At 44.0% G+C, this 24,579-nt stretch carries 24 protein-coding genes; 15 read left to right on the plus strand and 9 right to left on the minus strand.

From position 1 onward, the window contains the following. Positions 1-100 precede the first annotated feature (100 nt). The 3 genes from IGK85_RS00770 to IGK85_RS00780 all read left to right on the plus strand — a co-directional run bounded on the left by IGK85_RS00770 (position 101) and on the right by IGK85_RS00780 (position 3,943). Entirely contained in the window at positions 101-1,489 is a 1,389-nt protein-coding gene (locus IGK85_RS00770; RefSeq protein ID WP_008376549.1) for a glycoside hydrolase family 1 protein, read from the plus strand. Positions 1,490-1,735: 246 nt separating this feature from the next. Then, complete coding sequence (locus tag IGK85_RS00775; RefSeq protein WP_005232725.1) at positions 1,736-3,016, plus strand: PTS sugar transporter subunit IIC; 1,281 nt, start codon at positions 1,736-1,738, stop codon at positions 3,014-3,016. Between the two features lie 186 nt (positions 3,017-3,202). Then, positions 3,203-3,943 (plus strand): GntR family transcriptional regulator, encoded by a 741-nt coding sequence (locus tag IGK85_RS00780; protein WP_008376546.1) that lies wholly within the window; start codon positions 3,203-3,205, stop codon positions 3,941-3,943. Between the two features lie 74 nt (positions 3,944-4,017). Here IGK85_RS00780 and uvrC read toward each other — a convergent pair whose 3' ends face one another. Together uvrC and IGK85_RS00790 are read right to left on the minus strand one after the other, a co-directional pair. Beyond that, the gene (gene uvrC, locus IGK85_RS00785) at positions 4,018-5,808 is read right to left on the minus strand and encodes an excinuclease ABC subunit UvrC (RefSeq protein ID WP_005232721.1); all 1,791 of its coding nucleotides are present in this window, start codon (positions 5,806-5,808) and stop codon (positions 4,018-4,020) included. A gap of 232 nt (positions 5,809-6,040) precedes the next feature. Beyond that, positions 6,041-6,892: a LysR family transcriptional regulator gene (locus tag IGK85_RS00790; protein ID WP_016611586.1), complete on the minus strand. Its 852-nt coding sequence runs from the start codon at positions 6,890-6,892 to the stop codon at positions 6,041-6,043. A gap of 65 nt (positions 6,893-6,957) precedes the next feature. On the opposite strand from IGK85_RS00790, the gene IGK85_RS00795 reads away from it, so the two are divergent. Beyond that, entirely contained in the window at positions 6,958-7,980 is a 1,023-nt protein-coding gene (locus IGK85_RS00795) for a YeiH family protein (protein WP_016619553.1), read from the plus strand. 165 nt (positions 7,981-8,145) lie between these two features. On the opposite strand, the gene IGK85_RS00800 is transcribed toward IGK85_RS00795, so the two are convergent. Continuing rightward, positions 8,146-8,913, minus strand: coding sequence for a DeoR/GlpR family DNA-binding transcription regulator (locus IGK85_RS00800; protein ID WP_008376538.1), 768 nt, complete (start codon positions 8,911-8,913; stop codon positions 8,146-8,148). Positions 8,914-9,245: 332 nt separating this feature from the next. On the opposite strand from IGK85_RS00800, the gene ulaG reads away from it, so the two are divergent. From ulaG to araD, 7 genes are read left to right on the plus strand one after another with little or no spacing between them, the layout of a single operon-like run. Next, complete coding sequence (ulaG, locus tag IGK85_RS00805) at positions 9,246-10,310, plus strand: L-ascorbate 6-phosphate lactonase (RefSeq protein ID WP_005232716.1); 1,065 nt, start codon at positions 9,246-9,248, stop codon at positions 10,308-10,310. Positions 10,311-10,357: 47 nt separating this feature from the next. After that, complete coding sequence (locus tag IGK85_RS00810; RefSeq protein ID WP_008376535.1) at positions 10,358-10,831, plus strand: PTS sugar transporter subunit IIA; 474 nt, start codon at positions 10,358-10,360, stop codon at positions 10,829-10,831. Then, on the plus strand, positions 10,832-12,298 hold the full coding sequence (locus tag IGK85_RS00815) for a PTS ascorbate transporter subunit IIC (RefSeq protein WP_008376533.1): 1,467 nt from the start codon (positions 10,832-10,834) through the stop codon (positions 12,296-12,298). Positions 12,299-12,321: 23 nt separating this feature from the next. Further along, complete coding sequence (locus IGK85_RS00820) at positions 12,322-12,615, plus strand: PTS sugar transporter subunit IIB (protein WP_008376531.1); 294 nt, start codon at positions 12,322-12,324, stop codon at positions 12,613-12,615. 60 nt (positions 12,616-12,675) lie between these two features. Next, complete coding sequence (locus tag IGK85_RS00825) at positions 12,676-13,314, plus strand: 3-keto-L-gulonate-6-phosphate decarboxylase UlaD (protein ID WP_008376529.1); 639 nt, start codon at positions 12,676-12,678, stop codon at positions 13,312-13,314. A gap of 6 nt (positions 13,315-13,320) precedes the next feature. Continuing rightward, positions 13,321-14,220: an L-ribulose-5-phosphate 3-epimerase gene (locus IGK85_RS00830; protein WP_429961668.1), complete on the plus strand. Its 900-nt coding sequence runs from the start codon at positions 13,321-13,323 to the stop codon at positions 14,218-14,220. Continuing rightward, a complete protein-coding gene (gene araD / locus IGK85_RS00835; RefSeq protein WP_035006426.1) occupies positions 14,192-14,878 on the plus strand; it encodes an L-ribulose-5-phosphate 4-epimerase AraD in 687 nt (228 codons plus the stop codon). Before IGK85_RS00830 ends, araD begins: the two co-directional genes overlap by 29 nt. Positions 14,879-14,921: 43 nt before the next feature. Here araD and IGK85_RS00840 read toward each other — a convergent pair whose 3' ends face one another. The 6 genes from IGK85_RS00840 to IGK85_RS00865 all read right to left on the minus strand — a co-directional run bounded on the left by IGK85_RS00840 (position 14,922) and on the right by IGK85_RS00865 (position 20,942). Continuing rightward, positions 14,922-15,425 carry a GNAT family N-acetyltransferase gene (locus IGK85_RS00840; protein ID WP_008376523.1) on the minus strand — a complete coding sequence of 168 codons (504 nt, stop codon included), beginning with the start codon at positions 15,423-15,425 and terminating at the stop codon, positions 14,922-14,924. Positions 15,426-15,630: 205 nt separating this feature from the next. Continuing rightward, positions 15,631-17,070 (minus strand): 6-phospho-beta-glucosidase, encoded by a 1,440-nt coding sequence (locus IGK85_RS00845; protein WP_008376521.1) that lies wholly within the window; start codon positions 17,068-17,070, stop codon positions 15,631-15,633. A 32-nt stretch (positions 17,071-17,102) separates the two neighbouring features. Continuing rightward, on the minus strand, positions 17,103-18,413 hold the full coding sequence (locus IGK85_RS00850; protein WP_008376519.1) for a PTS sugar transporter subunit IIC: 1,311 nt from the start codon (positions 18,411-18,413) through the stop codon (positions 17,103-17,105). A gap of 159 nt (positions 18,414-18,572) precedes the next feature. Further along, complete coding sequence (locus tag IGK85_RS00855) at positions 18,573-19,331, minus strand: MurR/RpiR family transcriptional regulator (protein WP_005232695.1); 759 nt, start codon at positions 19,329-19,331, stop codon at positions 18,573-18,575. A gap of 57 nt (positions 19,332-19,388) precedes the next feature. Continuing rightward, positions 19,389-20,315 carry an ROK family protein gene (locus IGK85_RS00860; RefSeq protein WP_008376516.1) on the minus strand — a complete coding sequence of 309 codons (927 nt, stop codon included), beginning with the start codon at positions 20,313-20,315 and terminating at the stop codon, positions 19,389-19,391. Between the two features lie 75 nt (positions 20,316-20,390). Beyond that, positions 20,391-20,942, minus strand: coding sequence for a GNAT family N-acetyltransferase (locus IGK85_RS00865; protein WP_008376514.1), 552 nt, complete (start codon positions 20,940-20,942; stop codon positions 20,391-20,393). Between the two features lie 321 nt (positions 20,943-21,263). Here IGK85_RS00865 and IGK85_RS00870 point away from each other — a divergent pair, with 321 nt between their 5' ends. The 4 genes from IGK85_RS00870 (at position 21,264) to IGK85_RS00885 (ending at position 24,554) form a co-directional block, all read left to right on the plus strand. Continuing rightward, positions 21,264-21,632, plus strand: coding sequence for a YxeA family protein (locus IGK85_RS00870; RefSeq protein WP_016619558.1), 369 nt, complete (start codon positions 21,264-21,266; stop codon positions 21,630-21,632). Between the two features lie 296 nt (positions 21,633-21,928). After that, the gene (locus IGK85_RS00875; RefSeq protein WP_008376509.1) at positions 21,929-23,275 is read left to right on the plus strand and encodes an amino acid permease; all 1,347 of its coding nucleotides are present in this window, start codon (positions 21,929-21,931) and stop codon (positions 23,273-23,275) included. A gap of 106 nt (positions 23,276-23,381) precedes the next feature. Continuing rightward, a complete protein-coding gene (locus IGK85_RS00880) occupies positions 23,382-23,810 on the plus strand; it encodes a DUF1761 domain-containing protein (RefSeq protein ID WP_008376507.1) in 429 nt (142 codons plus the stop codon). Between the two features lie 243 nt (positions 23,811-24,053). Beyond that, the gene (locus tag IGK85_RS00885) at positions 24,054-24,554 is read left to right on the plus strand and encodes a hypothetical protein (protein ID WP_008376504.1); all 501 of its coding nucleotides are present in this window, start codon (positions 24,054-24,056) and stop codon (positions 24,552-24,554) included. Positions 24,555-24,579: the final 25 nt, after the last annotated feature.

Here is a 24,579-nt window from a genome sequence, read left to right on the forward strand (position 1 = left end):
TTATTTTAAATGTCTATACATTTATTTTAAAAAAGATTGATTTTTGTAACTGCTTCCTTTATGATTAGGGCAGCAAAGAAAAAATGAGGAGTGAATGAAGATGGATTATCAATTTCCAGCAGGCTTTTGGTGGGGGTCAGCCGCTAGTGGCCCACAAACAGAAGGTGTATTTGAAGGTGATGGCAAAGGGGCAAGCATCTGGGATTACTGGTATCAGCAAGAACCAGAGAAATTTTTCAATAGGGTAGGTCCTGAAAAAACCTCGCAAGTCTACACACGCTATCAAGAAGATATTCAACTCATGAAAGAAACCGGCCATACGACGTTTCGGACGTCGATCCAATGGAGTCGTCTTTTCCCGCAGGGCAAAGGAGAAGTCAATCAAAAAGCCGTTGATTTTTACAATGCCTACATTGATGAGTTGATCGCCAACGGGATCGAACCTTTCATGAATTTATACCACTTCGATATGCCAATGGCGCTGCAAGAAAAAGGCGGCTGGTTGAACCGAGAGACCGTGGATGCCTATGTCGCGTTTGCGCAAACCTGCTTTACGTTATTTGGTGATCGTGTCAAGAAATGGTTCACTCATAATGAACCGATCGTCCCTGTTGAAGGCGGCTATCTTTACCAATTCCATTATCCGAATGAGATCAACATGAAACATGCAGTCCAAGTTGGGTTCCACGAAACGTTGGCGAGTGCTAAAGCCATCAAAGTCTACCATGAGATGAACCTTGGTGGGGAGATCGGCATCATCTTGAACTTGACGCCAAGCTATCCAAGAGATGAGAACGATCCAGAGGATGTCAAAGCAGCGCAAATCGCAGATGCCTTCTTTAATCGCTCTTTCTTAGACCCTGCGGTCAAAGGCACGTTCCCAGAAGAATTAGTGACCATCGTCAAGGAATTAGATATGGTACCAGCGATGGAAGCTGATGATTTACAAACAATTCGCGAAAATACGATCGACTTGTTGGGGATCAATTATTACCAACCTCGTCGTATCATGAAGAAAGAATCACCGATCGATCAAGCGAAAAGTCCAATGCCAGATGATTACTTTGATAACTATGATATGCCGAACAAGAAAATGAACCCGTATCGTGGATGGGAAATCTATGAAAAAGGGATCTATGATATTTTGACAAACACGCGAGAAAACTATGGCAATATCAAGTGCTACATTTCTGAAAATGGCATGGGTGTCGAAGGAGAAGAACGTTTCGTCAATGCTAATGGCGTGATCGAAGATGATTACCGCATCGAGTTTGTCTCTGACCACTTGAAGTATGTCCACCAAGCGATCCAAGAAGGAACCAATTGTGTTGGCTACCATATGTGGACCTGCATGGACAACTGGTCATGGACCAATGCTTACAAGAACCGTTACGGATTTATCTCCGTTGACTTAGCAAATGATGCTAAACGAACAGTGAAAAAATCAGGTCGTTGGTTTAAAGAAGTTTCAGATAATAACGGCTTTTAATAACAATGAAAAAAGCAATGCTGTAGGGGCCAGCATTGCTTTTTTTGTGTAAAATCGCGGATTTTTCTGTCTTGTTCCGAAGGGAATTCTCTATTAAAAAACCACCTGTTTTTGCAAATGATAAGCTGGGTTAAACAAAAGCGCAGTTTTGATAAAGAAAAGACTAGACATGGAAACGTTCTCGTGGTATTCTTTAGTAGAAATCGGTTTCATTATTTTGTTTAGGGTTTGAAAGGAGAAAAAACAATGGATAAATTTATTGGATTTATGGAGAAGCACTTTATTCCGATCGCTTCTAAAATAGGCTCTCAAAGACATCTAGTGGCCATTCGTGACGGATTTATCGTAACGATGCCGTTGATGATCTTAGGCTCTTTTGGGGTATTGATCAACAACTTACCAATTCCTGCCTATATTGATTTTATGAATGGCATTTTTGGTGAAGGGACATGGCAAGCCTTTGGGAACAACTTGTCAGCAGGTACTTTTTCAATACTTGGTCTGTTAATCGCTTTCACAGTCGCGTATAATTTAGCTAAAAGCTACAATCAAGACGCATTAGGTGCTGGGGCGATCTCAGTTGCAAGTTTCTTCGCATTAGGTGCAATGGCGACAGGCCCAGATGGTTTGTTAACAGCTGCCGGACTTGGTTCTCAAGGATTATTTTTAGCATTAATCGTATCGATCATTTCTACTGAGATCTTCCGTCGTCTAGCTGGCAACCCACGCTTAGTCATCAACATGCCTGATGGCGTACCACCAGCAGTCTCACGTTCATTTGCTGCGTTATTCCCAGCAATGATCACCGTATCGATCTTTGCTTTGTTTACAGCAATTTTCCAAGCATTTGGTGTGACAAGTATCGTATTGTCCTTCTATGAATTGGTGCAACAACCATTCATGGGCTTGGCAAACTCTTACCCAGCTGCTTTGCTATTAGGTTTTATCTCTGCATTCTTATGGTTCTTTGGTTTGCATGGTGCCAACATCATCGACCCGTTCATGCAAACGATCAATGTGCCAGCGATCGAAGCAAACGCACGAGCATTAGAAGCAGGAACAGATTTGCCTTATATCGTCAACAAACCATTCTTTGATTCTTTCGTGAACATCGGCGGAACAGGCGCGACACTAGGTCTTCTGATTGCGATCTTTTTAGTTGCTCGTCATCATAAAGCGTATATGACTGTCGCAAAACTATCCGTTGCACCAGGTGTGTTCATGATCAATGAACCAGTGATGTTTGGGTTACCCGTTGTCTTGAACCCAATCTTGTTCATCCCATATGTGTTGACACCACTTGTTTTAGTCACGACTGCTTATTTTGCAACTGCAACTGGCTTAGTTCCTGCAAGTACCGTCATCGCACCATGGACGACGCCACCAATCATCGGCGGTATTTTGTCGACACAAAGTATTGCTGGCGGAATCTTGGCAGCTGTTAACTTGATCTTGTCGATCGTTATTTACTTGCCGTTCGTGAAAATGGCGCAAATTCAAGAAACACGCCGTTTAAAAAATGCGTAATGTCTGATCGAGTCGATTAGAAACAAGCGCCAAACGTAATAGACCTTATCCGGCCGCGATCAGAGTGCAATACCCCTTATCACACTGCTTCATTGGAAGGTGCAGTGGTGTGATGACACTCTTTTCGTTTGGCCGGTTCTTTTCTCGTTTTTCAATCAATACAACACACGTTTTGGAGGTGGCAAAATGCCCAAATATATGGAGATCGCAGATGTTCTGCGTAAAAGAATCAAGGACGGAACTTATCCGAAAGACAGTCTTTTACCTTATCAAACAGAGTTAGTGGAAGAGTTTGGCGTCAGCCGAATGACGATTAAAAATGCGGTGAATATCCTGATTATGGAAGGCTTGCTGCTGACAAAGCGCGGCTTAGGGACCAAAGTTTTGAATCATTCCTTTTGGGGCAAAGATACCTCATCGGTGACAGAATACAAAGGCCTGAGCTATCAGATGAAACAAGAAAAACGGACGTTGACTAGCCAAGTCATCACCTTTGAAGTCTGTTTTCCTACAACAAGAATTCAAGAGATGCTTCAGATCACTGCCGAACAACCAATCTACCATGTGATCCGTTTGCGGATCTTAGAAGGCAATCCATACATACTCGAGCATTCCTATATGCCGTTGGATCTGGTCAGCGGTTTGACGAAAGAGATCTTGGAAGAATCCGTCTATGACTATCTGTTGCAAGATTTAGGCTACAAATTTGCTGGTGCTTATCGGACTTTTCAGGCTGCCAAAAGTGATGAATACGATCAAACCTATTTAGCGTGCCAAGCAGATGATCCAGTATTGGAATTAGAACAGATCATCTATTTAGAATCGGGACGTCCAGTGGACTATTCCTGCAGCCGCAATCGGTATGATGTTCGTGGCTATTCCATGTTAGACATGAAGCCTGATCTGTTACAGCACCGCAAAAAGTAACGGCTTACAAAATGGTTCTTCAACGAAAAAACGCTTCATAGCTACTGTTGGCTATGGAGCGTTTTTGTTTTGACTTAAGAAGTGGGTTGGTTTTGATCGCCTAGTTTGGCTAAGATAGTTTCCGCAACGGCTTTGGGAATACCAGCTTGCTGGATCTCTTCCACGGAAGCTGCTTGGATGTTTTTTAACGACTTGAAGGTTTTCATGAGCTGTTGCTTGCGTTTTGGTCCTAAGCCAGGAATTTCATCTAGCTTGGAAGAAAAGCTGTTTTTACTGCGCAGTTGGCGATGGAAGGTGATCGCAAAACGATGGACCTCATCTTGGATCCGTTGCAGCAAAAAGAATTCGACAGAATTGCGTTCCAGCTGGATCGGATCTAAAAATTCTCCGAAAATCAACTCGCTGGTTTTGTGTTTGTTGTTCTTCACTAATCCGGCAACGGGAATATCTAAACCTAGCTGGTTATGCAGCACTTCTTGGGCGGCACCGACTTGGGCTTTCCCACCATCGATGATGATCAGATCAGGAAAAGGCAGGTTTTCTTTTAGGACACGAGAGTATCGGCGGTAGATGACTTCTTGCATAGAGCCATAATCATCGCCGCCTTGTGCGGTACGAATCTTATATTTCCGATAATCATCTTTAAACGGCTTCCCGTCGACAAAAACCACCATTGCAGAAACCGGATCGGTTCCCATGATGTGGGAGTTATCGAAGGCTTCAATCCGATAAGGTGTCGGGATCCCCATGGCATCGCCTAGACGATCCACAGCACCGATCGTCCGTTCTTCAGTACGCTCGATCAACGCAAATTTTTGGGCCAAGGCAATGCGGGCATTTTTATTGGCCAAATCGACCAATTTCTTTTTGTCGCCTCGTTGGGGCTGCAGGACTTTGGTTTCCAACAGCGCTTCTAATGGGGCAGCATCGACATTTTGCGGAACAAAGACTTCTTTGGGAATGAAGTGTTCATTCTTTTGGTAAAACTGGCCGACGAAGGTCAAGAAATCTTCATCCGCTTCATTGTAGAAAGGAAACAAAGAGACTTCTCGTTCGATCAGCTTTCCTTGACGGATAAAGAATACTTGGACACACATCCAGCCTTTGTCGACACTGTAGCCAAAGACATCACGGTCCATCAGGTCGGTCAAGGTCATTTTTTGTCGCGTCATGACGGTATCGATCGCTTGGATCTGATCCCGCAGCTCAGCCGCTCGCTCAAACTCTAATGTTTCAATGGCTTCGCCCATCTTCTCTTTCAGATCTTTCAAAATATCGACGTGACCGCCGTGGAAAAAGTGTTTGACTTGATCCACGATCTTTTGATAATCCTTGGGGTCTACATTATTGACATAAGGACAGACGCATTGACCCAAATGATAATAAAGACAAGGCCGCTTTTGAGAAGGACCGCATTTTCGTAAAGGAAAGAGGCGATCTAGCACCCGTTTGGTTTCATTGGCTGCTCGTGCATCAGGATAAGGGCCGAAGTATAAAGCCCCGTCTTTTAAAACTTTACGAGTGATGATCAAACGCGGATAGCGCTCTTTGGTCACTTTAATAAAAGGATACGACTTGTCGTCCTTTAACATGATATTGTATTTTGGTTTGTTTTTTTGAATCAAATTGATTTCCAGCAATAAAGCTTCCGTATTTGATTCGGTAACGACGTACTCAAAATCATTGATTTCTTGAACGAGCCGTTCGGTTTTCGTATCGTGGCTGCCGGTAAAATACGAACGGACACGATTTTTTAAAATTTTGGCTTTCCCAACATAGATGATTTTGTTATTTTTATCTTTCATTAAATAACAACCAGGTTGATCAGGAAGCAGCGCTAATTTGTTCTTGATTTGTTCGTTCATTTCAAGATCCTTTCTTACTGGTTTGCTTCACGAACTGCATAAGTAGTCAAAGGGCGGTCTAAGTTTCCCTCAAAAAGGGGAACGTTAGAGCCCATAGCCAGTACTCCTCATTTTAGCACAAATTTCTTAAGAAACAATCAATCGGACCAGATCAGCAGCGAGGAAGCGTAATCGTAAGAAAAGGTTAAGAAATCCCACGAGGCGGTGGTTCCCCAAAAAAATCAGTTTGTTATTATACGCTTGCCACCTGTGAGGGATCGTTTTGCGACCACTCCTGAATGAAGGTCCGCAATCCCTCGATGGCTGGTTCTGTGACTACTTTGCGCTGGATTAAGTAAAATTGGCGCTCAAAGTTTTTATCCAGCAGTTGATAGCCAATGCCGTGGGAGGCTCGCTTGGAAAGGATCGAACAGCCGAAGCCTTGTTTCAGCAAAGCGACAATCAATTCATTGCTGGCGATCTCGATGATCGGTCCTTGAATGTTCTGTTCCTCCAGATAGCGCTTAGTGTAATAGTAGACACCAGAACTCGCTTCTCGGACGAGCCAAGGACCGGTTTGGGGATCGCCAGCTAAGACGAGCTGATCTTTCAAAATCGGAAAACGCAAAATACTCGGTGCGGATAAGGGTTTTTCAATGATCCCTAAATCCAGTTGATGTTGTTCAAGCGCTGTTAAGACTTCAGCGGAGTTCATCATCGATACCCGAAAACGTACCGTGGGAAAGGCGTTGTATAAAGCAATCATCAAGTTAGGCATCAAGGCCATCGCATAGGTATGAGAGATGCCTAGGGCACAGTGGCTTTGGTGCTGCGTGTTGGTATGGATCTCGCTGGTGATCGTCGACCACTCATCCAATAAATTCAGTGCCTTTTCGTAAAGGTACTCTGCTTGGGGTGTGGCGATCACGTTTTTGCGACCATTGCGTAAAAAGAGCGGTGTATCCAGGTCTTGTTCCAACTGCTTGATTTGAGCAGAAACCGTGGGCTGCGAAATAAATAGCAATTCGGCAGCTTTCGAAAAATTTTTCGTTTCATAGACCATCTTAAAAGTCTCCAATAATTTTAACATTGCAATCCCTTCCATTAGAAAATTCAATCATAACTATTATACCAATAAATCCTACTGATCGGTCAATCTGTGTATAATGGATGTTATATGAAAGGATGAAAGCAATGAAGCAACGACAAACAGCTTTGATACTTCCCGGTTTGTTCCTGTCCTTTTCGGTAGCCGTCATCGCCCGAATCATGGCTTTGGCTGTGCCAAAATTAGGGGGAGCAACCCTTGCTATTTTATTAGGAATCATTTTAGGAAATACACTGTTCAAGCAAGAACGCTATCAAGTCGGGACGAAGGTTGCGGAAAGTCGTCTCCTAGAATATTCGGTGGTTTTGCTGGGCTTTACCGTCACTTTCCAGACTATCAGTGAAATGGGTCTTCGGGGCTTTCTCTTTATTTTGCTGATGATGAGCTTGGTCATTACCGCTGCTTATTTGATAGGGAAAAAAATGGGCTTTAATCAAAAGATGAGCCTGATGATGGCAGGCGGCAATGCTGTCTGTGGGTCCTCTGCGATTGCGGCGATCGCACCAGCCATTGATGCCGATGATGAAGAAAAAGGGCAGATCATCACCTTGGTCAATCTTTTAGGAACGGTGATGATGCTGACGCTGCCGTTTTTAGGCTTGGCCTTATACGGCGATGATCTATTGCAAAAAAGCGCCTTACTTGGCGGCACACTGCAATCCGTCGGGCAAGTCGTGGCGGGGGCTAGTTTGATTGATGCCGACACCGTCAAATACGCGATGCTCTTTAAAATCGCGCGCATCATCATGTTGGCAGTCGTCGTCATTGTTTTTGAACGAATGACGACAAAGACCCCCACCAAAACCAAAGGCAAAGGTAAGCTACGGCTGCCAATCCCTTGGTATGTGTTGGGCTTCTTGACCATCTGTATCTTGAACAGCTTCTTGCCGCTGCCTAGCTGGTTGAATGAGGGTGCTCATTTTATCAGTACGTGGTTTGAAACAACGGCGTTGGCAGCCATCGGTTTGCGCCTGGATTTCCGCAAGTTTTTAAAAGAAGGACCGCGCTTTTTATTCTATGGTCTTTCCGTTGGAGCCGTCCAAACCGTGGGTGCTGTTGCGTTGATTTGGTTGCTGCGGCTCTAATTCACACGAGGCACATCCCATAAAGCACGTTTGAAGCGTACGATTGTTTAACGAAAAAAGCCACGACGGTTGATCGAAGGGCACGCTTTGCTGTTTCTGTTGGAAGAGGCAGCAAGGCGTGGCTTTTCAGATCAACTGTCGGGCTTTTTTTAGCGACAAAGATGGTTAGACGGGAACTTGGATGACTTGAACACCTTGTTGCTCAATCAAGTCGATGACTTTGGGATCAGAATAATGGTCGGTGATCAGCAGATCGATAGCCGCAATTGCGCCAATCGTAAAATTGGATTGCTTACCGATTTTTCGATAATCCGCGATAACGATCAACTTGCCAGAATTTTCGATGATTTTCGCATTGACTTTGGCTTCGTGGATCACTGAAGTGGAAATGCCGGTCTGTAAATCTAACCCACTACAACCAATGATCGTAACATCAGAACGAACATGAGAAAACGACTCCACGGCGATATCCCCTGACAAGGCCGCTTTAGGATAGCGTATTTCGCCGCCACTTAAAACGATCGTTGATTTTGGATGGTGTTCCATTTGGATCACACTTGTATTGTTCGTCAACAAACTGATTCGTTTGTCTGTGAGATGGCGCAACGTTTGAGCGGCGCTAGTACTCGTATTGACGAAAAGGGTATCGCCATCTTTTACTTGGCGAGCCGCTTCTTTGGCTAGTCGATCTTTGATGTACTCGATCGAGTCGGTGGGATGCGCTTCATCTTCATAAGCTTCACAGTATTCGATTTTTCCGTGGGTTTGTTTGATCTGACCCATCTCACTCAGTACGGTACAGTCTCTGCGGATCGTCATCTCTGATACTCCCAACTGATGACTGAGGGTCTTCACATCAGAAAAACCAGATGTTTTTATCAGAACGATCAATTGTTTTCTCCTTTGCCTCACTTCTTCATTGGAACGTTTCACGATACTTCCTCCTTACATGCGCTTTATTCTATTCTTGTCTTTCATCGTTTATCCAGATTGCGATTGCCTTTGCATAGCAAAAACCTTCTCGCCTCCTTCTCGCAAGTTCAAGTGATGATCCCACACCACTTGTTGAGAAGCAACGATGTGTTTGTTGTTTCTTCTTTCGAACTCATTTTAACATATCTCCTATACATTACCATATATATTAAATAATCACATTTATTTATGGGTTAATTAACATATAATAAGCTAAATTAACATAAAACTAGATTGAAAGCGTTTTTCTATATGTTAGAATCAAAGTGTAAATAAGCAAGGGAGGAATAAGAATGGCACATGTAAATGATGTTTCGAAAGAGAGTTGGCTTTTAAATACGTTTCCAGAATGGGGGACCTATTTGAACGAAGAGATCGAAAATGAGCTTGTGAAAGAAGGCACAGTTTCCATGTGGTGGCTAGGCTGTACGGGTATTTGGCTGAAGAGTGCGGAAGGAACCAATATTTTATGCGACCTTTGGTGTGGCACTGGCAAGCGCAGTCATGGGAATGGGCAAATGAAAAAAGGCCATCAAATGATGCGAATGAGTGGTGTACAAGAAATGCAGCCTAACCTACGGACTCAGCCCTTTGTGATCGATCCATTTGCAATCAAAGGAGTGGATGCGTTAGTGGTGACCCACATCCATTCCGATCATTTAGACATCAATACCGCAGCCGCAGTCCATCAAAATTGTCCAGAAGCAAAATTCGTCGGTCCCCATGAAGTCGTTGCAACTTGGTTGAAATGGGGAATACCAGAAGAAAAAACCATCGTGGTCAAACCGGGGGATGAAGTAACCATTGGGCAGGTGAAAATCGTCGCTTTAGAAGCATTCGATCGAACCGCTCTGATTACTTGTGAAGATCCGGATACCAGCTTGAAAGGAAAAATGCCCCAGGACATGGATCGTATCGCAGTCAATTACTTGTTTGAGACTTCCGGTGGGGCGATTTATCATGCAGGAGATTCTCATTATTCGAATGTATTTGCTAAACATGGGAATCAGTACAAGATCGATGTTTGCTTAGGTGCATATGGCGAAAACCCGCGGGGCATCACCGACAAAGTTACATCAGTCGATATGTTGCGGATGGCCGAATCCCTCAATGCCAAAGTGGTGATTCCCGTACATTATGATATCTGGTCCAATTTTATGGCTGATCCAAAAGAGATCACCGAGATTTGGAAGTTTAAAAAAGATCGTTTGAACTATGAGTTTAAACCGTATATTTGGCAAGTTGGCGGCAAATTCACCTACCCAACGAATAAAGATGATCTTGAATTTAATTTCTATCGTGGCTTCAAAGATGTTTTTTCGGTCGACAATGATACGCCATTCCCTTCTTTCTTATAAAAGAAGGGGGGATGCTGCAAAAGCCAAATTTGAAAGGAGCAAACGTAATGCTGCGTTATTTTTATGAAAATGAGTTGGTTGCAATCAACCAGGAACAGCCCGAAGACTGGGAAGCTGCTATCTGGGCGAGTGGCGAAGGATTAAAGCAAAAGGCGTTGATTACGGATCAGTACATTGAAGATGTCATTCGGGATGTCCATCAATACGGTCCTTATATTGTGATCATTCCCAAAGTAGCCATGCCCCATTCTTCAGCAGAAAGCAAAGGCGTCTTAGGAACAGGGATCGGGCTGACGATTTTTCCAGCGCCCGTCTCGTTTCAGGAAGATAATCCGGACAAGGAGGCGCAGTTGTTCTTTATGCTCGCTGCCAAAAACGCTGAAGCACATATGAACAATATCGCTGGTTTATCAGAGATGTTGATGGAAGAGGGGCTGGTAGAAGATCTATTAGGTGTAAAAACGATGGCAGATTTTGAAGTGGTGATGGAGAAATATGACCAAAAAGAAAGCAGGGATTAGATGGAAGTGATAGGAGATTTCTTATTGAGATGCTGGGATTACTTTGCTCAGAATATTTTGATGCAGCCAGCTTTTTTGATCGGTTTTATTGTACTGATCGGTTACTTACTATTGAAACGGCCGTTTGTTGAATGTGTCGCAGGTTTCTTAAAAGCCACCGTTGGTTACTTGATTTTGACGATTGGCTCTGGTGGATTGGTCAATAATTTCCGTCCGATCTTGGTGGGGCTTAAGGAGCGTTTTGAATTAGATGCGATGGTCACTGACCCGTATTTTGGTCAAAATGCGATCACCGCCGGCATTGAAGAACGATTCGGACGCACCTTTGGTGACACGATGCTCTTATTATTGATTGCCTTTGTTTTTAATATCTTACTCGTTCGCTTTAAAAAATATACGAAGCTGCGGGCCGTCTTCACTACTGGAAATGTGCAAGTACAGCAAGCCGCAACGGCCTTTTGGTTGCTGCTATTTTGTTTTCCAGACTTGGGTCGGATCGAAGTCTTACTTGTCATGGGCTTGATCTTAGGCTGCTATTGGGCGGTTGGTTCCAATTTGACCGTGGGCATCTGTCAAGATTTGACGGAAGGTGCTGGTTTTGCGATTGCCCATCAACAGATGTTTGGTGTTTATTTCTTTGCGAGACTTGCGGAACGGTTCAAAAAGAACAAATCCAACCGGAAATTAGAAGATGTCGAACTACCGGGTTTTTTATCGGTCTTCAATGAAAATATGGTATCGACTTCGATCCTGATGCTCTTTTTCTTCGGTATCATTTTAGTGACACTTGGACAAGATTATTTAATAACAGCAGGATTTATGGCAGAAGGACAAAGTTTCTTATTTTATATTTTACAAACATCACTGATGTTTGCCGTCTACTTAGCAATTCTTCAATTAGGTGTGCGCACCTTCGTTTCCGAATTGACCGAGTCATTTCAAGGAATCTCAAATACGATTTTACCAGGTGCTGTTCCGGGGATCGATATCGCCGCAACCTTTGCCTTTGGTTCACCAAATGCTGTGACGGTGGGCTTTTTATTCGGTGCATTAGGACAATTTTTAATGATTGCTTTACTGATTTTGTTCCGGTCACCAACGATCGTGATTGCCGGGTTTATCCCACTGTTCTTTGATAATGCAGCGATTGCCGTTTTTGCCAACAACCGTGGAGGTATCAAGGCGGCTTGTCTTTTCCCATTCTTATCAGGCATCATTCAGATCGGTGGTTCGGCCTTGATCGCTACTTGGGTAGGATTGTCCCAATATGGCGGCTATCTTGGTATGTTCGACTGGGCGACCGTCTGGCCATTCTTTACAGTATTGATGAAATTCTTAGGCATCATTGGTGTGGTTCTTGTGGTGGTGATCTTATTAGTGATTCCGCAATTGCAGTACCGCAGAGATCCAGAAGGATATTTCTTGATCGTAGATGATTACGATGCGTATGTAGAAAAACAAAAATAATAAATTCTTAGGAGGAAAAAAAGATGAGAGTATTAGTATCTTGTGCAAATGGATCAGGAACAAGTTTGATGATGATGCGGAGTGTTGAAAAAGCTTTGAAGTCTGAAGGGATCACAATCACCTCTATCCACCACTGCGCGATTTCCGAAGGCAAAAGCACCGCCAAGAATTACGATGTGGTCTTTACGCCAATGAACTTTGTCAATATGTTCGATAAAGCAAAAGAAAAGGGCGTAACAGTAATCGGGGTCAGAAATGTGATGTCTCCAAAAGAAATCATTGAGCGGGTCAGAGAAGCGGGTCTTTCAAAGGAGTAGTCAGCGTAACAGGATGTGGCAAAACAAAAAGGTTGGTCAAACAAAAGAGAGGGGAATTTCATGAGCATACCAAAACTACAGATTGCTTGCGATCACTCCGATTTAGCTAGTGCACTGGCAGATATCAAAAAAGTCGGCGATGTGGTTGATATTATTGAAGCAGGGACTATTTTATTGTTGCAAGAAGGAGAACAGGTATTACGCTGTTTCCGAGCAATGTATCCGGAGAAGTTGATCGTAGCAGACACAAAATGTGCCGATGCCGGTGGGACGGTCGCCAAAAACTGCCAGCAAGCTGGCGCGGATTATATGACCGTGATTTGTGCAGCAACGATCCCAACAATGAAGGCAGCAGCAAAAGAAATTGCTGAGATCCAAGTAGAATTATATGGTGACTGGACCTACCAGCAAGCACAGCAGTGGCTAGATGCCGGCATCTCACAAGCCATCTATCATCAAAGTCGTGACGCATTGTTAGCTGGTGAAACATGGGGAGAAAAAGATTTAACGAAAGTCCGTAAATTGATCGATATGGGGTTTCGAGTGTCAGTCACGGGAGGATTGAGCGTCGAGACGTTGGCTCTGTTTGCCGGCATTGATGTGTATACCTTTATCACAGGACGAGGCATCACTGCCGCTGACGATCCGCAACAAGCAGCAGTTGATTTCAAGCAAGAGATTTTACGGATTTGGGGGTAGTTTTCTATGAGTTTGATCGGTCTATATGAAAAAGCAACACCCAAAGCCCTTTCTTGGCCGGAACGATTGCAGTTTGTCAAAGACCGAGGTTTCGACTTCATTGAAATGTCCATCGATGAATCCGATGAACGCTTGGCACGCCTAGAGTGGAACCAAGCACAGCGCAAAGAGATCGTCGAGGCAATCTATGACTCGGGGATCAAAATCTTGTCTTTATGTCTCAGTGGACATCGGCGGTTTCCCTTTGGTTCGATCGATGAAAAAAAGCGCAAGCACGCGATGCATCTGATGGAAAAAGCCATCGACTTGGCTTCAGATTTGGGTATTCGCTGCATCCAATTAGCCGGATACGATGTGTATTATGAGGAAAAAAGTCTTTGTAGCCGAGAATGGTTCATTGCCAATCTAAAAGAAGCCGTCGCCAGGGCGTCTGAAAAGGGGGTCGTTTTGTCACTAGAGATCATGGATGATCCGTTTCTGAATTCTATCTCAAAGTATTTACGGATCAAGGAGCAGATCCCTTCGCCCTATCTACAAGTCTATCCAGATGTCGGGAACCTGTCGGCCTGGCCAGAAAATGATGTCGGTTATGAATTAGAAAAAGGCATTTGCGAGATTACCCAGATTCATTTGAAAGATACATTGGCGGTCTCAGATAAGTTTCGAGGAAAGTTTAAAGAAGTACCGTTTGGCACTGGGTGTGTTGATTTTGATGGCTGCTTACGCACGCTGAAGCGGTTGAATTATAACGGTTCTTTTGTCATCGAGATGTGGAGTGAGACGAGCGCTGACCCGATTGGGGAGATTGAACAAGCCAAAGCATTTTTATTACCAAAACTAAAGGAGGTCGGTTACCTTGATCAATCAGCTTCAATTGATGAAAGAGCGAGTTTATCAAGCCAATAAGAGACTGCCTGAGGAAGGGCTAGTAAAGCTGACTTGGGGAAATGTCAGTGAGATTGATCGAGATTTAGGGATTATCGTCATTAAACCAAGTGGTGTTGATTATCAGACGATGACGGTTGATTCAATGGTGGTTTGCGACTTAACGGGAACACCGAAAGAGGCGAAGACGTTGAAGCCTTCCTCGGATATCAAAACCCATGCGCTATTGTATAAGCACTTCGAAGGCGTCAAGGCGATCGTCCATACGCATTCGACAAATGCGGTAAAATGGGCGCAAGCACAGCGAGACATTCCTGCATATGGAACGACGCATGCGGATACTTTTTATGGTAGTGTCCCTTGTACACGACCATTACGGGCCTCTGAGGTAACGGCAGACTATGAAAAAGAAACCGGCAAAGTCATTGTCGAGACGTTTGAAAAGCGGGGATTAGATCCGCTTGCATGCCCAGCTGTCCTCACAGCGGGACACGGTCCCTTTACTTGGGGGCAATCTGCGGAACAAGCGGTCAGCAATAGTATTGTTTTAGAAGAGGTTGCAGAAATGGCACTAGGTACCGAAGCTTTGACCTTGGATCGAACACCGATCGCTGATTATTTGCTGGATAAACATTATTTCCGCAAGCATGGCGAACATGCTTATTATGGACAAGGATAACGGAAAAGCAGCCATTCCTAGCGATCAAGGAATGGCTGCTTTTCTATTCGTTTTCTTCAACGAGTGTTTTCACATAAAAGCGATCCATCGTGGTATGCTGTGCTGCCAATAGTGGCTGGCACAATGCGCGATAGCCGGCTTTTTGATAGACATGCAAGGCTGCTTCTAGAGAATGATGGGATTCTAAATAGAGTTGCCGATAACCTAGTTCAACAGCTTTGGCCTCGATATTCGCCAGCAAGGGATAGCTGAGGCGCTGCCCTTTGGCAGCATCACTGAGATAAAATTTTTGCAGCTCGGCGATTTGCCCTTCTGAATCATAAGCGGCAAGACCACCGCCGCCTAAAAGGGTACCCGATTCATTAGTGACGACAAAATAATGGCGGCTAGCAGGATCTGCTGCATAAAATTCACTTAAGTGGTCTAACTCGGGATCAAAATAGGCAGTTCCTGGAACCGCCAACTGGTGGTCGGTCAAGCTTTTGCGAATGATAGCAGCTAATGGCGCATCATCTTGAGATTGGATCGGACGAAATATCGGCTTCATGCAGTTCCTCCTTAACGTAAAAGTAAATGAATAGCTATAGTGTACCACAAGCATCGAGGTAGTGTTTAGTGATGATAAGAAAAGCCATCCTCGCAATGGCGCACCTCTTTAATAAAAAAAACGCCCCTCGTTGCCAGGCTCCTAATGTAAAAAGGAGGATGGCGAAACGAGGGGGCGGTTTTTGTGTTAGTCATGGAAGCAGTAATTAGAGCGTTTCACCATTAGAGGCGATTACTTGCTGGTACCACGCAAAGGAATCTTTTTTCAAACGATTCAAGGTTCCTTTGCCGGTATTGTCTTTGTCGACATAGATCATGCCATAGCGTTTCTCCATTTCGCCGCTGCCGAAGCTGACGATATCAATGATCCCCCAAGGCGTATAACCTAATAGCGGTACACCATCTTCAACCACCGCTTTTTCCATCTGTTCGATATGCTCTTTCAGGTAAGTGATGCGGTAATCATCATGGACTTGCTGTTCATCGGTTAATTGATCGTAAGCACCAAAGCCATTTTCTACGATAAATAGCGGCAAGTCATAGCGTTGATAGATCGTATTTAACACATAGCGCAACCCGACTGGATCGATAGGCCAGCCCCAATCAGAAGCACTGATATAAGGATTACTCACGATTTTTGCTCCCGGGATATCCTCAGTTGGTGTGCCAGCCACTTCATCAAGGGTTGAGATCGTTCCTGACATGTAATAGCTGAACCCAATATAATCAACGGTTCCTGCTTTTAATAGCGCTTGTTCCTCGGGCGTGATCTCAATCGTGATGCCTTTTTTTGCCCAATATTTTTGCACATAGGTTGGGATCTTGCCTCGTACGTGGACGTCGCTGTAAAAATAGCGCCGTTCATTGGCTTTGACGGATGCCATCAAATCAGCTGGCGCACAAGAGTAGGGGTAGACCGGGACATAGGCCATCATACAACCAATCTGAAACTCTGGATTGATTTTTTTGCCTTCGATCACGGCTGCCGCGCTGGCAATCAACTCATTGACGCCCGCTTGAAAGACGAGTGCTTCTTTTTGACTGTCATCCTCGATGATCATGGCAGAATTGGTCCAAACGTGCAGCGGCTCTTGCCCATCTGCTTGATTATTGATCTCATTGAAAGTCATCCAATACGTCACTTTGTCATGATACCGTTGAAAAACAGTCTTAGCGAATTTGACAAAGAGGGGAATCACTTCTTTGTTAGCAAACCCACCAAATTCTTCATAGAGGGCATAAGGCATTTCAAAGTGAGACAAAGTGATGACGGGTTCGATGCCATTTGCCTGCAATTCGTCGAAAAGATCATCGTAGTATTGGAGACCGGCTTCATTTGGTTCTTCTTCTGTTCCAGTTGGATAGATCCGGCTCCAAGAAATCGATGTCCGTAGACATTTCAAGCCCAGTTCTTTGAATAACTGGATATCTTCTTTGTAACGGTGATAAAAGTCAATGGCTTCATGGTTCGGGTAATATTCCCCTTCAATGACTCCTTTGGTGATTTTACGGGGAATACCGTTGCCACCGGCCGTCATGACATCGGCGGTACTCATTCCACGGCCAGCAACATTCCAAGCGCCTTCCGCTTGATGGGCAGCGATCGCGCCGCCCCATAAAAAATCTTTCGGCATTTTTGCGGACATAAATTTCATTCCTCCTCGACTCATTCGTTTGCTTATAATTCTACTTTCTGGGAACGGTTAGAGGCGATCACGAAAGGCAAATAGATCAAGACCGAAATCGCAAGACAAACGACACCGACAACCGCAGCGATCGCATTTCCTCCAGTTCCTAAAAAGAGATTAATGATTCCTGGGGTCGTCCATGGTACCCCAATCGCTGGGGTCGGCATGATCGGCCAGACAACAGTGACAAAATAACCCACCAAAATATTGACCATTGGTGTCAAAATAAACGGAATGATCATGATTGGATTCAAGACGATCGGTAGACCGAAGATCATCGGTTCATTGATTTGGAAAATTCCTGGAACTAAGGACATCTTAGCGATCTCACGTTGTTCTGGACGTTTTGAAGCGATGAAGATCGCAATGATCAAGCCCAATGTCATACCAGTTCCGCCCATATTTGCGAACATATCATTTAAAACGCCCCAGGTTTCTTTGTAAGGAACGTCCCACAAGGAGCCGCCCTGGTTGATAAAGTCTAGGTTAGCTAGATCTTGTTCGGTAAAAATCGCTGAACGAACCGCATTCAATGTGTTTGGTCCATGGATCCCGATCGCAAACAACGTGGTTTGCAAGAATGCCAAGATCAAGACACCGACGACATTGCCCCCCAGATCCCGCAATGGACTTTGGATCCCGTTGTAAATCAGTTCATTGATGCCTTCCGGTGCAATCATTAAAACTAAGAAATTGATCAAAGCAGTGACTGCCACGATGATCACGATCGGAATCATGCCAGAAAAGGAACGGGAAACAGCTGGTGGTACCATTTCAGGCATTTTGATCTGCAATCGTTTGACCTTGAAAAGCTTGGGTAAGAATTCACCGACCAAACAAGCCACGATCATAGCTACGAACAACCCTTGGGCGCCTAAATATTGTGTAGAGATCACATTGACATCATCTACTGCAAACGAGGTCGGGTACAAGATCATAAAGGCAGCGACACTTGTCAAACCAACTAGCGTAGCATCTGCTTGGAAATGCTTGGCTAAAAGTTGGGCAACAAGAAACGCAATGAATAAACTCATGATGTTGATGGTCCCGTTCGCCACGGAAGCTAGAACTTGCTGGGCGCTTTCCAGATTAGGAAAAAGCCGATTCAGTTGAAATAATTGCACGATGAAACTTTCATTGGAAAATAAAATATTGTTGACCAAAATAACGAGAGAAGAAGCGATGGTCAGTGGGAAAATCAGCATGAATGCATCCCGGATCGCTGCTACGTGGCGTTGATTGTTCAACTTTGTTGCGATTGGTACCAACGAGCGGTCTAACAGGTCATTGAATTTTTGCATAATAATAACACCTTTCCTTAATTGATGCCATCATTATAGCGAATGAAAGCGGCTAAAAGTAAGCGGATACGGATTCCGTACATATCTCTCAAGAAATGAAAAAAATTCCGCATCCGGAACACAGTGTTACAAAAAAAGATGGTTCAGTAAACTGAACCATCAAGGGTTGGAACGATAATCTTGTAAATAGCCGATCAGTGTTTCTAAAATCGCTACTGAAGGCAATTGACTAGTCAAATCAAGAAAGATGTCTTTGCGTTCCTCTTTGATCGCATACTCGATCGAATAATCGCACAGGCGTGCCAACGTACTTTCCCGATTAGGGGTAATGCAGTATTTCTGCACGATCGCTTGATTGTCTAAACCGGTAATGACTTCGATCAGTTCTTTGGTTTCACCAGAGACACTCAGAAAAACCAAAACATTTTTTTGATCTTTTCGCAAAAAGCTTTTGATTGGGTAGGTCAGCTCATCAATGCTGATACTAAAGTAACCGAGACTGGCTAGCTTGCGGGCAACGTATTGCGCGATCGCACCGGATGCCCCCATCCCCATAAATAAGATCAAATCGGCATCCCGCATCGCTTCGGCAAGTTTTCGTATTTGGTATTCCGCATCAGGGTGGAAGATCTGCATATTCAAGCCTTTGATGCGCGCTTCTAAACCTAAGTGTTCAGGATGCGCGTCAAAATGGGCTTTTTCTAAATGATTTTTGATATAGAAGCGAAATTCTGGAAACGACTGAAAGCCGACTTTTTGAATAAAACGAAAGACCGAAGTCGAAGAGACATGAGCATCATCGGCAATGTCGCGCACACGCATATACGGGATCTTTTCTAAGTGATTGACGATAAAACGGTAGATTTCTTGTTCTACCGCAGAGAGCTTGTTCAAGTTTAATTGTTCAAAAAGCGCCATGCTGGTTCCTCGCTGTCCTAGATAATCAATTTACACCAGTATAGCATATCCGAACTTTTAACGGTGCAGCTGTTGGTGGATCTGATAGACTGCGCCGATCAAGCCGGCATCGTTTTTTAGCTTCGCTGGACGAACAGGCGCGATGGTTTGTCCGCGCAAATAATTGATCGCTTCATGCCGTGTTTCCGTGATCGTCAAGCGAGCCTGCAGGCGTTCCCAGAAATAAGGATTGGCACTGATGCCGCCGCCGATCAATACCAATTCTGGGTCAAAACAGCTAATCAAATTGATCAACCCTACAGACAGATCCGTCAGAAATTGGTCCGTCAGCTTCAACGCCAATGCTTCGCCTTGCTGCGCGCGGTCAAAAATCTCTTTGGCGTCTTGGGTGGGTTCAAAGCCAGGAACTGCTGCGCCAGATAAATTGTAGAGGCGAATCAAGCCGCCCACGACGGCAGTTTTTTTATTGATGGAACTTTCCTCGATATTGCCTTCTTCTGGCAGCTGATCGATCACCATCCAACCAAATTCACCAGCCATGCCATGAGCACCTCGGTAGACTTGATTATTGATTACGATCCCACCGCCTACACCAGTGCCTAGGACAAGACACAAATAGTTGGCTACCTCTTGCGCATTCCCGATCCATTTTTCAGCAATCGCTGCTGCATTGGCATCATTTTCCACCGCCACCGGCAATCCTGTACGCGCTTCCAAGACTGCTTTAAAATTTTCACCATATAACGATTTGATTGCTCCAGCCGTTAACATAAACCCGTCTTTTTGAACGATCCCGGGGGCGCTGATCCCAATGCCATCAATCGTGTGGCGGCTCTGGGCATCTTCGATGATCGTGAGTAGATCCTGATAAAACTGGGCTGGCTCATAGCTAGTAGGGATCGCTGATTTTTCAAGGATCGCTCCGGTTTCATCTAAAACCCCATATTTAATACTTGTTCCGCCAATATCAAATCCTACGTACATTCTTCTTCCTCACCTTCTAAAACATTGTTGCCTTAAGTGTACCATCTGGCAGGAGGAATTTTTTTCTTTTTTCAGCTATTTTTTGCCTGCCGTTTCCGCTGCATCCAAATAAAACAAAATGTCACTTTTGCCTTCCTGATTGGTTCCTTTGTACACCTCCGTATCCAGGCCTCCGATACGAAAGCCTGCTCGCAAGTAAAACAGACAGGCAGAAGGATTGTTGTCCTGCGCTTGTGTATAGATGCCGCGATAGTCTTTGGCAAGGGCCGCTTTCAGTGCCTGTTGGATCAACAGTTGACCGATTCCTTGCTTGCGGTAGTCTGTGTTGACCTTTAAGTCATAGAGGTACAGATACTTGAAAAAAGCGTCTTGAACGATCGCTAAGCCGATGCATTTTCCATCATCATAAGCACCGATAAACAGACTGTTTCGGCTCATTTCATCATAGCAATAATTTTCATCTGGGAAACGCATCGTCTGAATGTCTTCAGGTGCAAATTTACAGATTGTGTACTGCCAGTTGCCCTCATTATAAGACGGCAGCATTTTCCCCCATAAGGAGAAGGGTTCGTTTTTCAAGCGGATATCAGCTTGGTGTTCTTGATCGATCAGTTTGATTTCTAGCATGGGACACCTCGATTTTCTATAGTTTTCAATCATGAGTATTTAAAAGTAAGTTGTTGTAGTTTAGTTTACTACAAAGAATGAAAAATCACGATACTTATTAAACAGTCTGGTCTTCCTGTGAGAAGGGACGTTTTTGTAGGAGTAACTTAGTTGTTTGTCTATACATTTAGGTGGAAAAAGCAGAAAATATTCCATTGATACCTTAGTTACAATGACCGACGGAAAAATACGTCTTAAGTTTGATTATATTTATCGCTTGTTTTTTTATACTGAAGGCAGATAGAAAAAACGGAGGACAATCACTTGAAAAAAGCAATTAGTATGATCCTGCTCGTGTTAACGATCGGGACCGTCACATTGGTTACATGGTCTTATTTTACGAAAGATGATTCCAGCGAACTGGTTCAGCTGGTGGATCGTTTCAATCCTTTCGTACCGGAGAAAAAGGTTTATGTCAAAACATCCGATGAGTATGGCGTGCCGCAAGAACATGATGCCTATGAATATACGCAAGAAGGAATCAATGAAGATGGACAAAAAATAAAAATCACGTTTTGGGCACCACAAAAATTAAAAGAAAATGCCTACCTAGAGCTTGATGCAAAGGGCAAACATGTGGAGTCGTATCAAGAGGTGACCGAGCAAGATCTCCCTGACGCTATCAAAGACGAGTTGGTTACGACCCATTGATCATCGAGCCTGCTTGAAGAAACGGACAGAAAGTCATTTCCCACATGTTGGGAGATGGCTTTTTTTAGTACCTTCACCTAAAGAAAAGTTCGCCAAGATTTGATTTGGGTGAAAAAGATTAGAGGATGATAGAATTTTCAGAAAAAATAGATAATTTTTTCAATTCTTAGTTGCAATAGCAGAAACGTCTGGTATTCTCTATGAGGTAGTTAAAAAAAATCATTCATATAATTAAAAATAGCAACAGTGAGAGAATCACTGTGTATGAAGGATCAACGGTTTTCGAGGAGGAACGTATGACAGAAAAAAATCAATTAAAAAAACAGATGAAAACCAGGCACATCACTATGTTGGCACTAGGTGGCGCAATCGGTGCCGGCCTATTCAAAGGCAGTGGGGAAGCGATCCAGTTAGCGGGGCCTGCGGTCTTGCTAGCGTTTATTTTTTGTGGGCTGATCTTATTTGTCGTCATGACAGGACTGGGACAGTTGGTTTTATCTGACCAAAAACAACATGGCCTTTCGGGCTTAGTCCAGCCGTATCTTGGCTTGCATACAGCTGATTTCATTGATTGGATCTACTGGTCAATGTGGATGATCAACATCATCGCCGAAGCAGTTGCTGCCGCAAGCTTTTTGCAGCTGTGGTTTCCCAATATTCCAGCTTGGATCTTTGTTTTGATTTTGGCACTACTCACGACCATCATCAATTTGTTTTCGGTCCGCTTGTTTGCAGAAACGGAATACTGGCTTTCGTGGGCCAAAATCAGTGTGGTGATTGTGCTGATCTTGGTGGGTCTCTATCTGGTTGCCACGCAAGTCTTTGATCTGGGCTTTTTACCGACGATGAGACAAATGACAGACTATGGTGGTTTTGCCCCTCACGGTCTCAAAGGATTTATCAATTCTTTATTGGTCGTAATCTATTCTTATGGCGGTTCTGAGTTAGTAGCCATCACGATTAGTGAAGCAGAAAATCCAAAAAAAGCGATCCCTCAAGCAATCAAAGGAGTAATGACTCGGATTGCCGCTTTTTACATCATTCCCATGTTTCTTTTACTGATCATTTATCCGTGGAATCAATTAGCAGATCCAAATGTCAGTCCCTTTGTAATGGTGTTTCAAAAAATCCATGTGCCTTTTGCTTCCGACATCGTTAATTTAGTGATCATTTTGGCCTTGTTTTCCTCCATCAATTCTGGGGTCTATGCTTCTTCAAGAACGTTGTTTTTCCGGTTAAGCAACAATGGCCAGAAAAAAAGCCGCTTCACGATGCTGAATAAAAACAGCGTGCCCCAACGAGCGATCATGTTTTGCAGCGGTACTTTATATCTTGGAGTCGTTCTTTCTTACTTTTTAGGCGACAAACTCTTCAATTATCTGGCAGGCTCCCTGTCGTATACTGTATTACTGATTTGGTTGTTGATCAGTGTGGCGGCGTTTGTTTTGGTACGCAAGCAGAAGAAAATGGGCTATACGATTTTTTTGGGTGGGGCGATCCTTGCGTTGCTTTTGCTGTTTGCCGGAATCTTGATCACTAACCCATTAGCGGTTACAGGTTTCACCGCATTGCTGTATACGATCATTTTTCTTAGTTTTTATTGGAACCATCGAAAAATAGGGGACACCAGTGGAAAAAGTTGAAGAACCCTCCCTTAAGGCATAAACTGATGGAGAAGGAACAGCCCGCTTGGCTATTTTTTCGCTTCTCAGGAACATGGCTAAAAATAAAGTAAAGGAGAATACGAAAATGGTTAATTTTTGGACATTGATTTTCGGCACCCTCAGCTGGGTTGTGGTGGAAAGTCTGCTTTACAACCCGATGCATAAGTGGGGCAAGTTTTGGGCGAAAGAATCAGGAATGGCAGAGAAGATGGACGGTCAGCAGATGACGACCGGTGACATGCTCTTTACCTTTGGCGGCACGATTGTTGGTGGGATTCTCTTATCGGCAGCGACCTATCAAGTCGTCTATTGGTTTGCCACATTCGATCATGATGGTTGGCTGATGACCTCCTTGCAAGTCGCTTGCTTATTGTGGCTAGGGGTGTATGGGGTCGCCACCTTCGTGATGGCTGTTTACTCGGGACAGTCCCGTAAATTAGTTGGGCTGCACCTTGTGAATGGGTTTCTAGGAGTGATCGTTTTAGGGCTTGTTGTCGGACTAATTGGACAATAGGCAGCGATCATATCCCAGCGAGAACGTTCAAAGATCTCAACGAATCAATCCTAAAGAAAGCCGATCTTGTCTCGACAAGGTTGGTTTTTTTGCGCGTGAAATTAATCTCACTATAAAAAAAAGCTATAAAAGCAAATTGTTTATGCTATACTGAAAATAACTAAATTTGACAGGAAACACAAACCCACGGGTTTGCGAAAAATCATGAAAGAAGGAAACTTAGGGAAAACGAGGAGGGGAAAAATGAAAACGAAAAGCAAGTTAGGTAGAAGAATGTTTGCTACCGTTTGTTTGGCGGTGCTATTTTTTTTGGCAAGCTGCAGCCGCGCAGGGGTTGACTCTGCAGCTGCAAATCAAGTATTGACCAATAGCAACAGTCATCAACAATATGCTTTGTATCTATTTGAAGATGGAAGGATCACTGTCAATAAAACGCTGAGTTTTTTGGTCGATCCGAATCAGGAACCTGCGGACTTGGTAGAAGAACAAGAGGCGCAATTAGTGCAGATCAACGAAACACTGCAAGCAGAGTTTCCCAAAAGCAAAGCACTGACTGCGGCAGACATCGGCACTATGCACACCTTTGAAGTGACAAATGCCCAAGTGATCATTGATCAAGAGAAAAAGGAAGTGCGCATGACTGGCGATGATTTTGAGAAAGTATTCAAAATGGTGGACAACAATGACAAGCGTCTGATCGATGATGAACAAAACGAGTACGAGTTTTCTTACGATGAGAAATAGCAAGTGATAAAAAAGCAGCTGCCTC

Origin of the sequence: Enterococcus sp. AZ015, assembly GCF_050499225.1 — a bacterium.
Classification (GTDB): Bacteria; Bacillota; Bacilli; order Lactobacillales; family Enterococcaceae; genus Enterococcus_D; species Enterococcus_D entomosocium.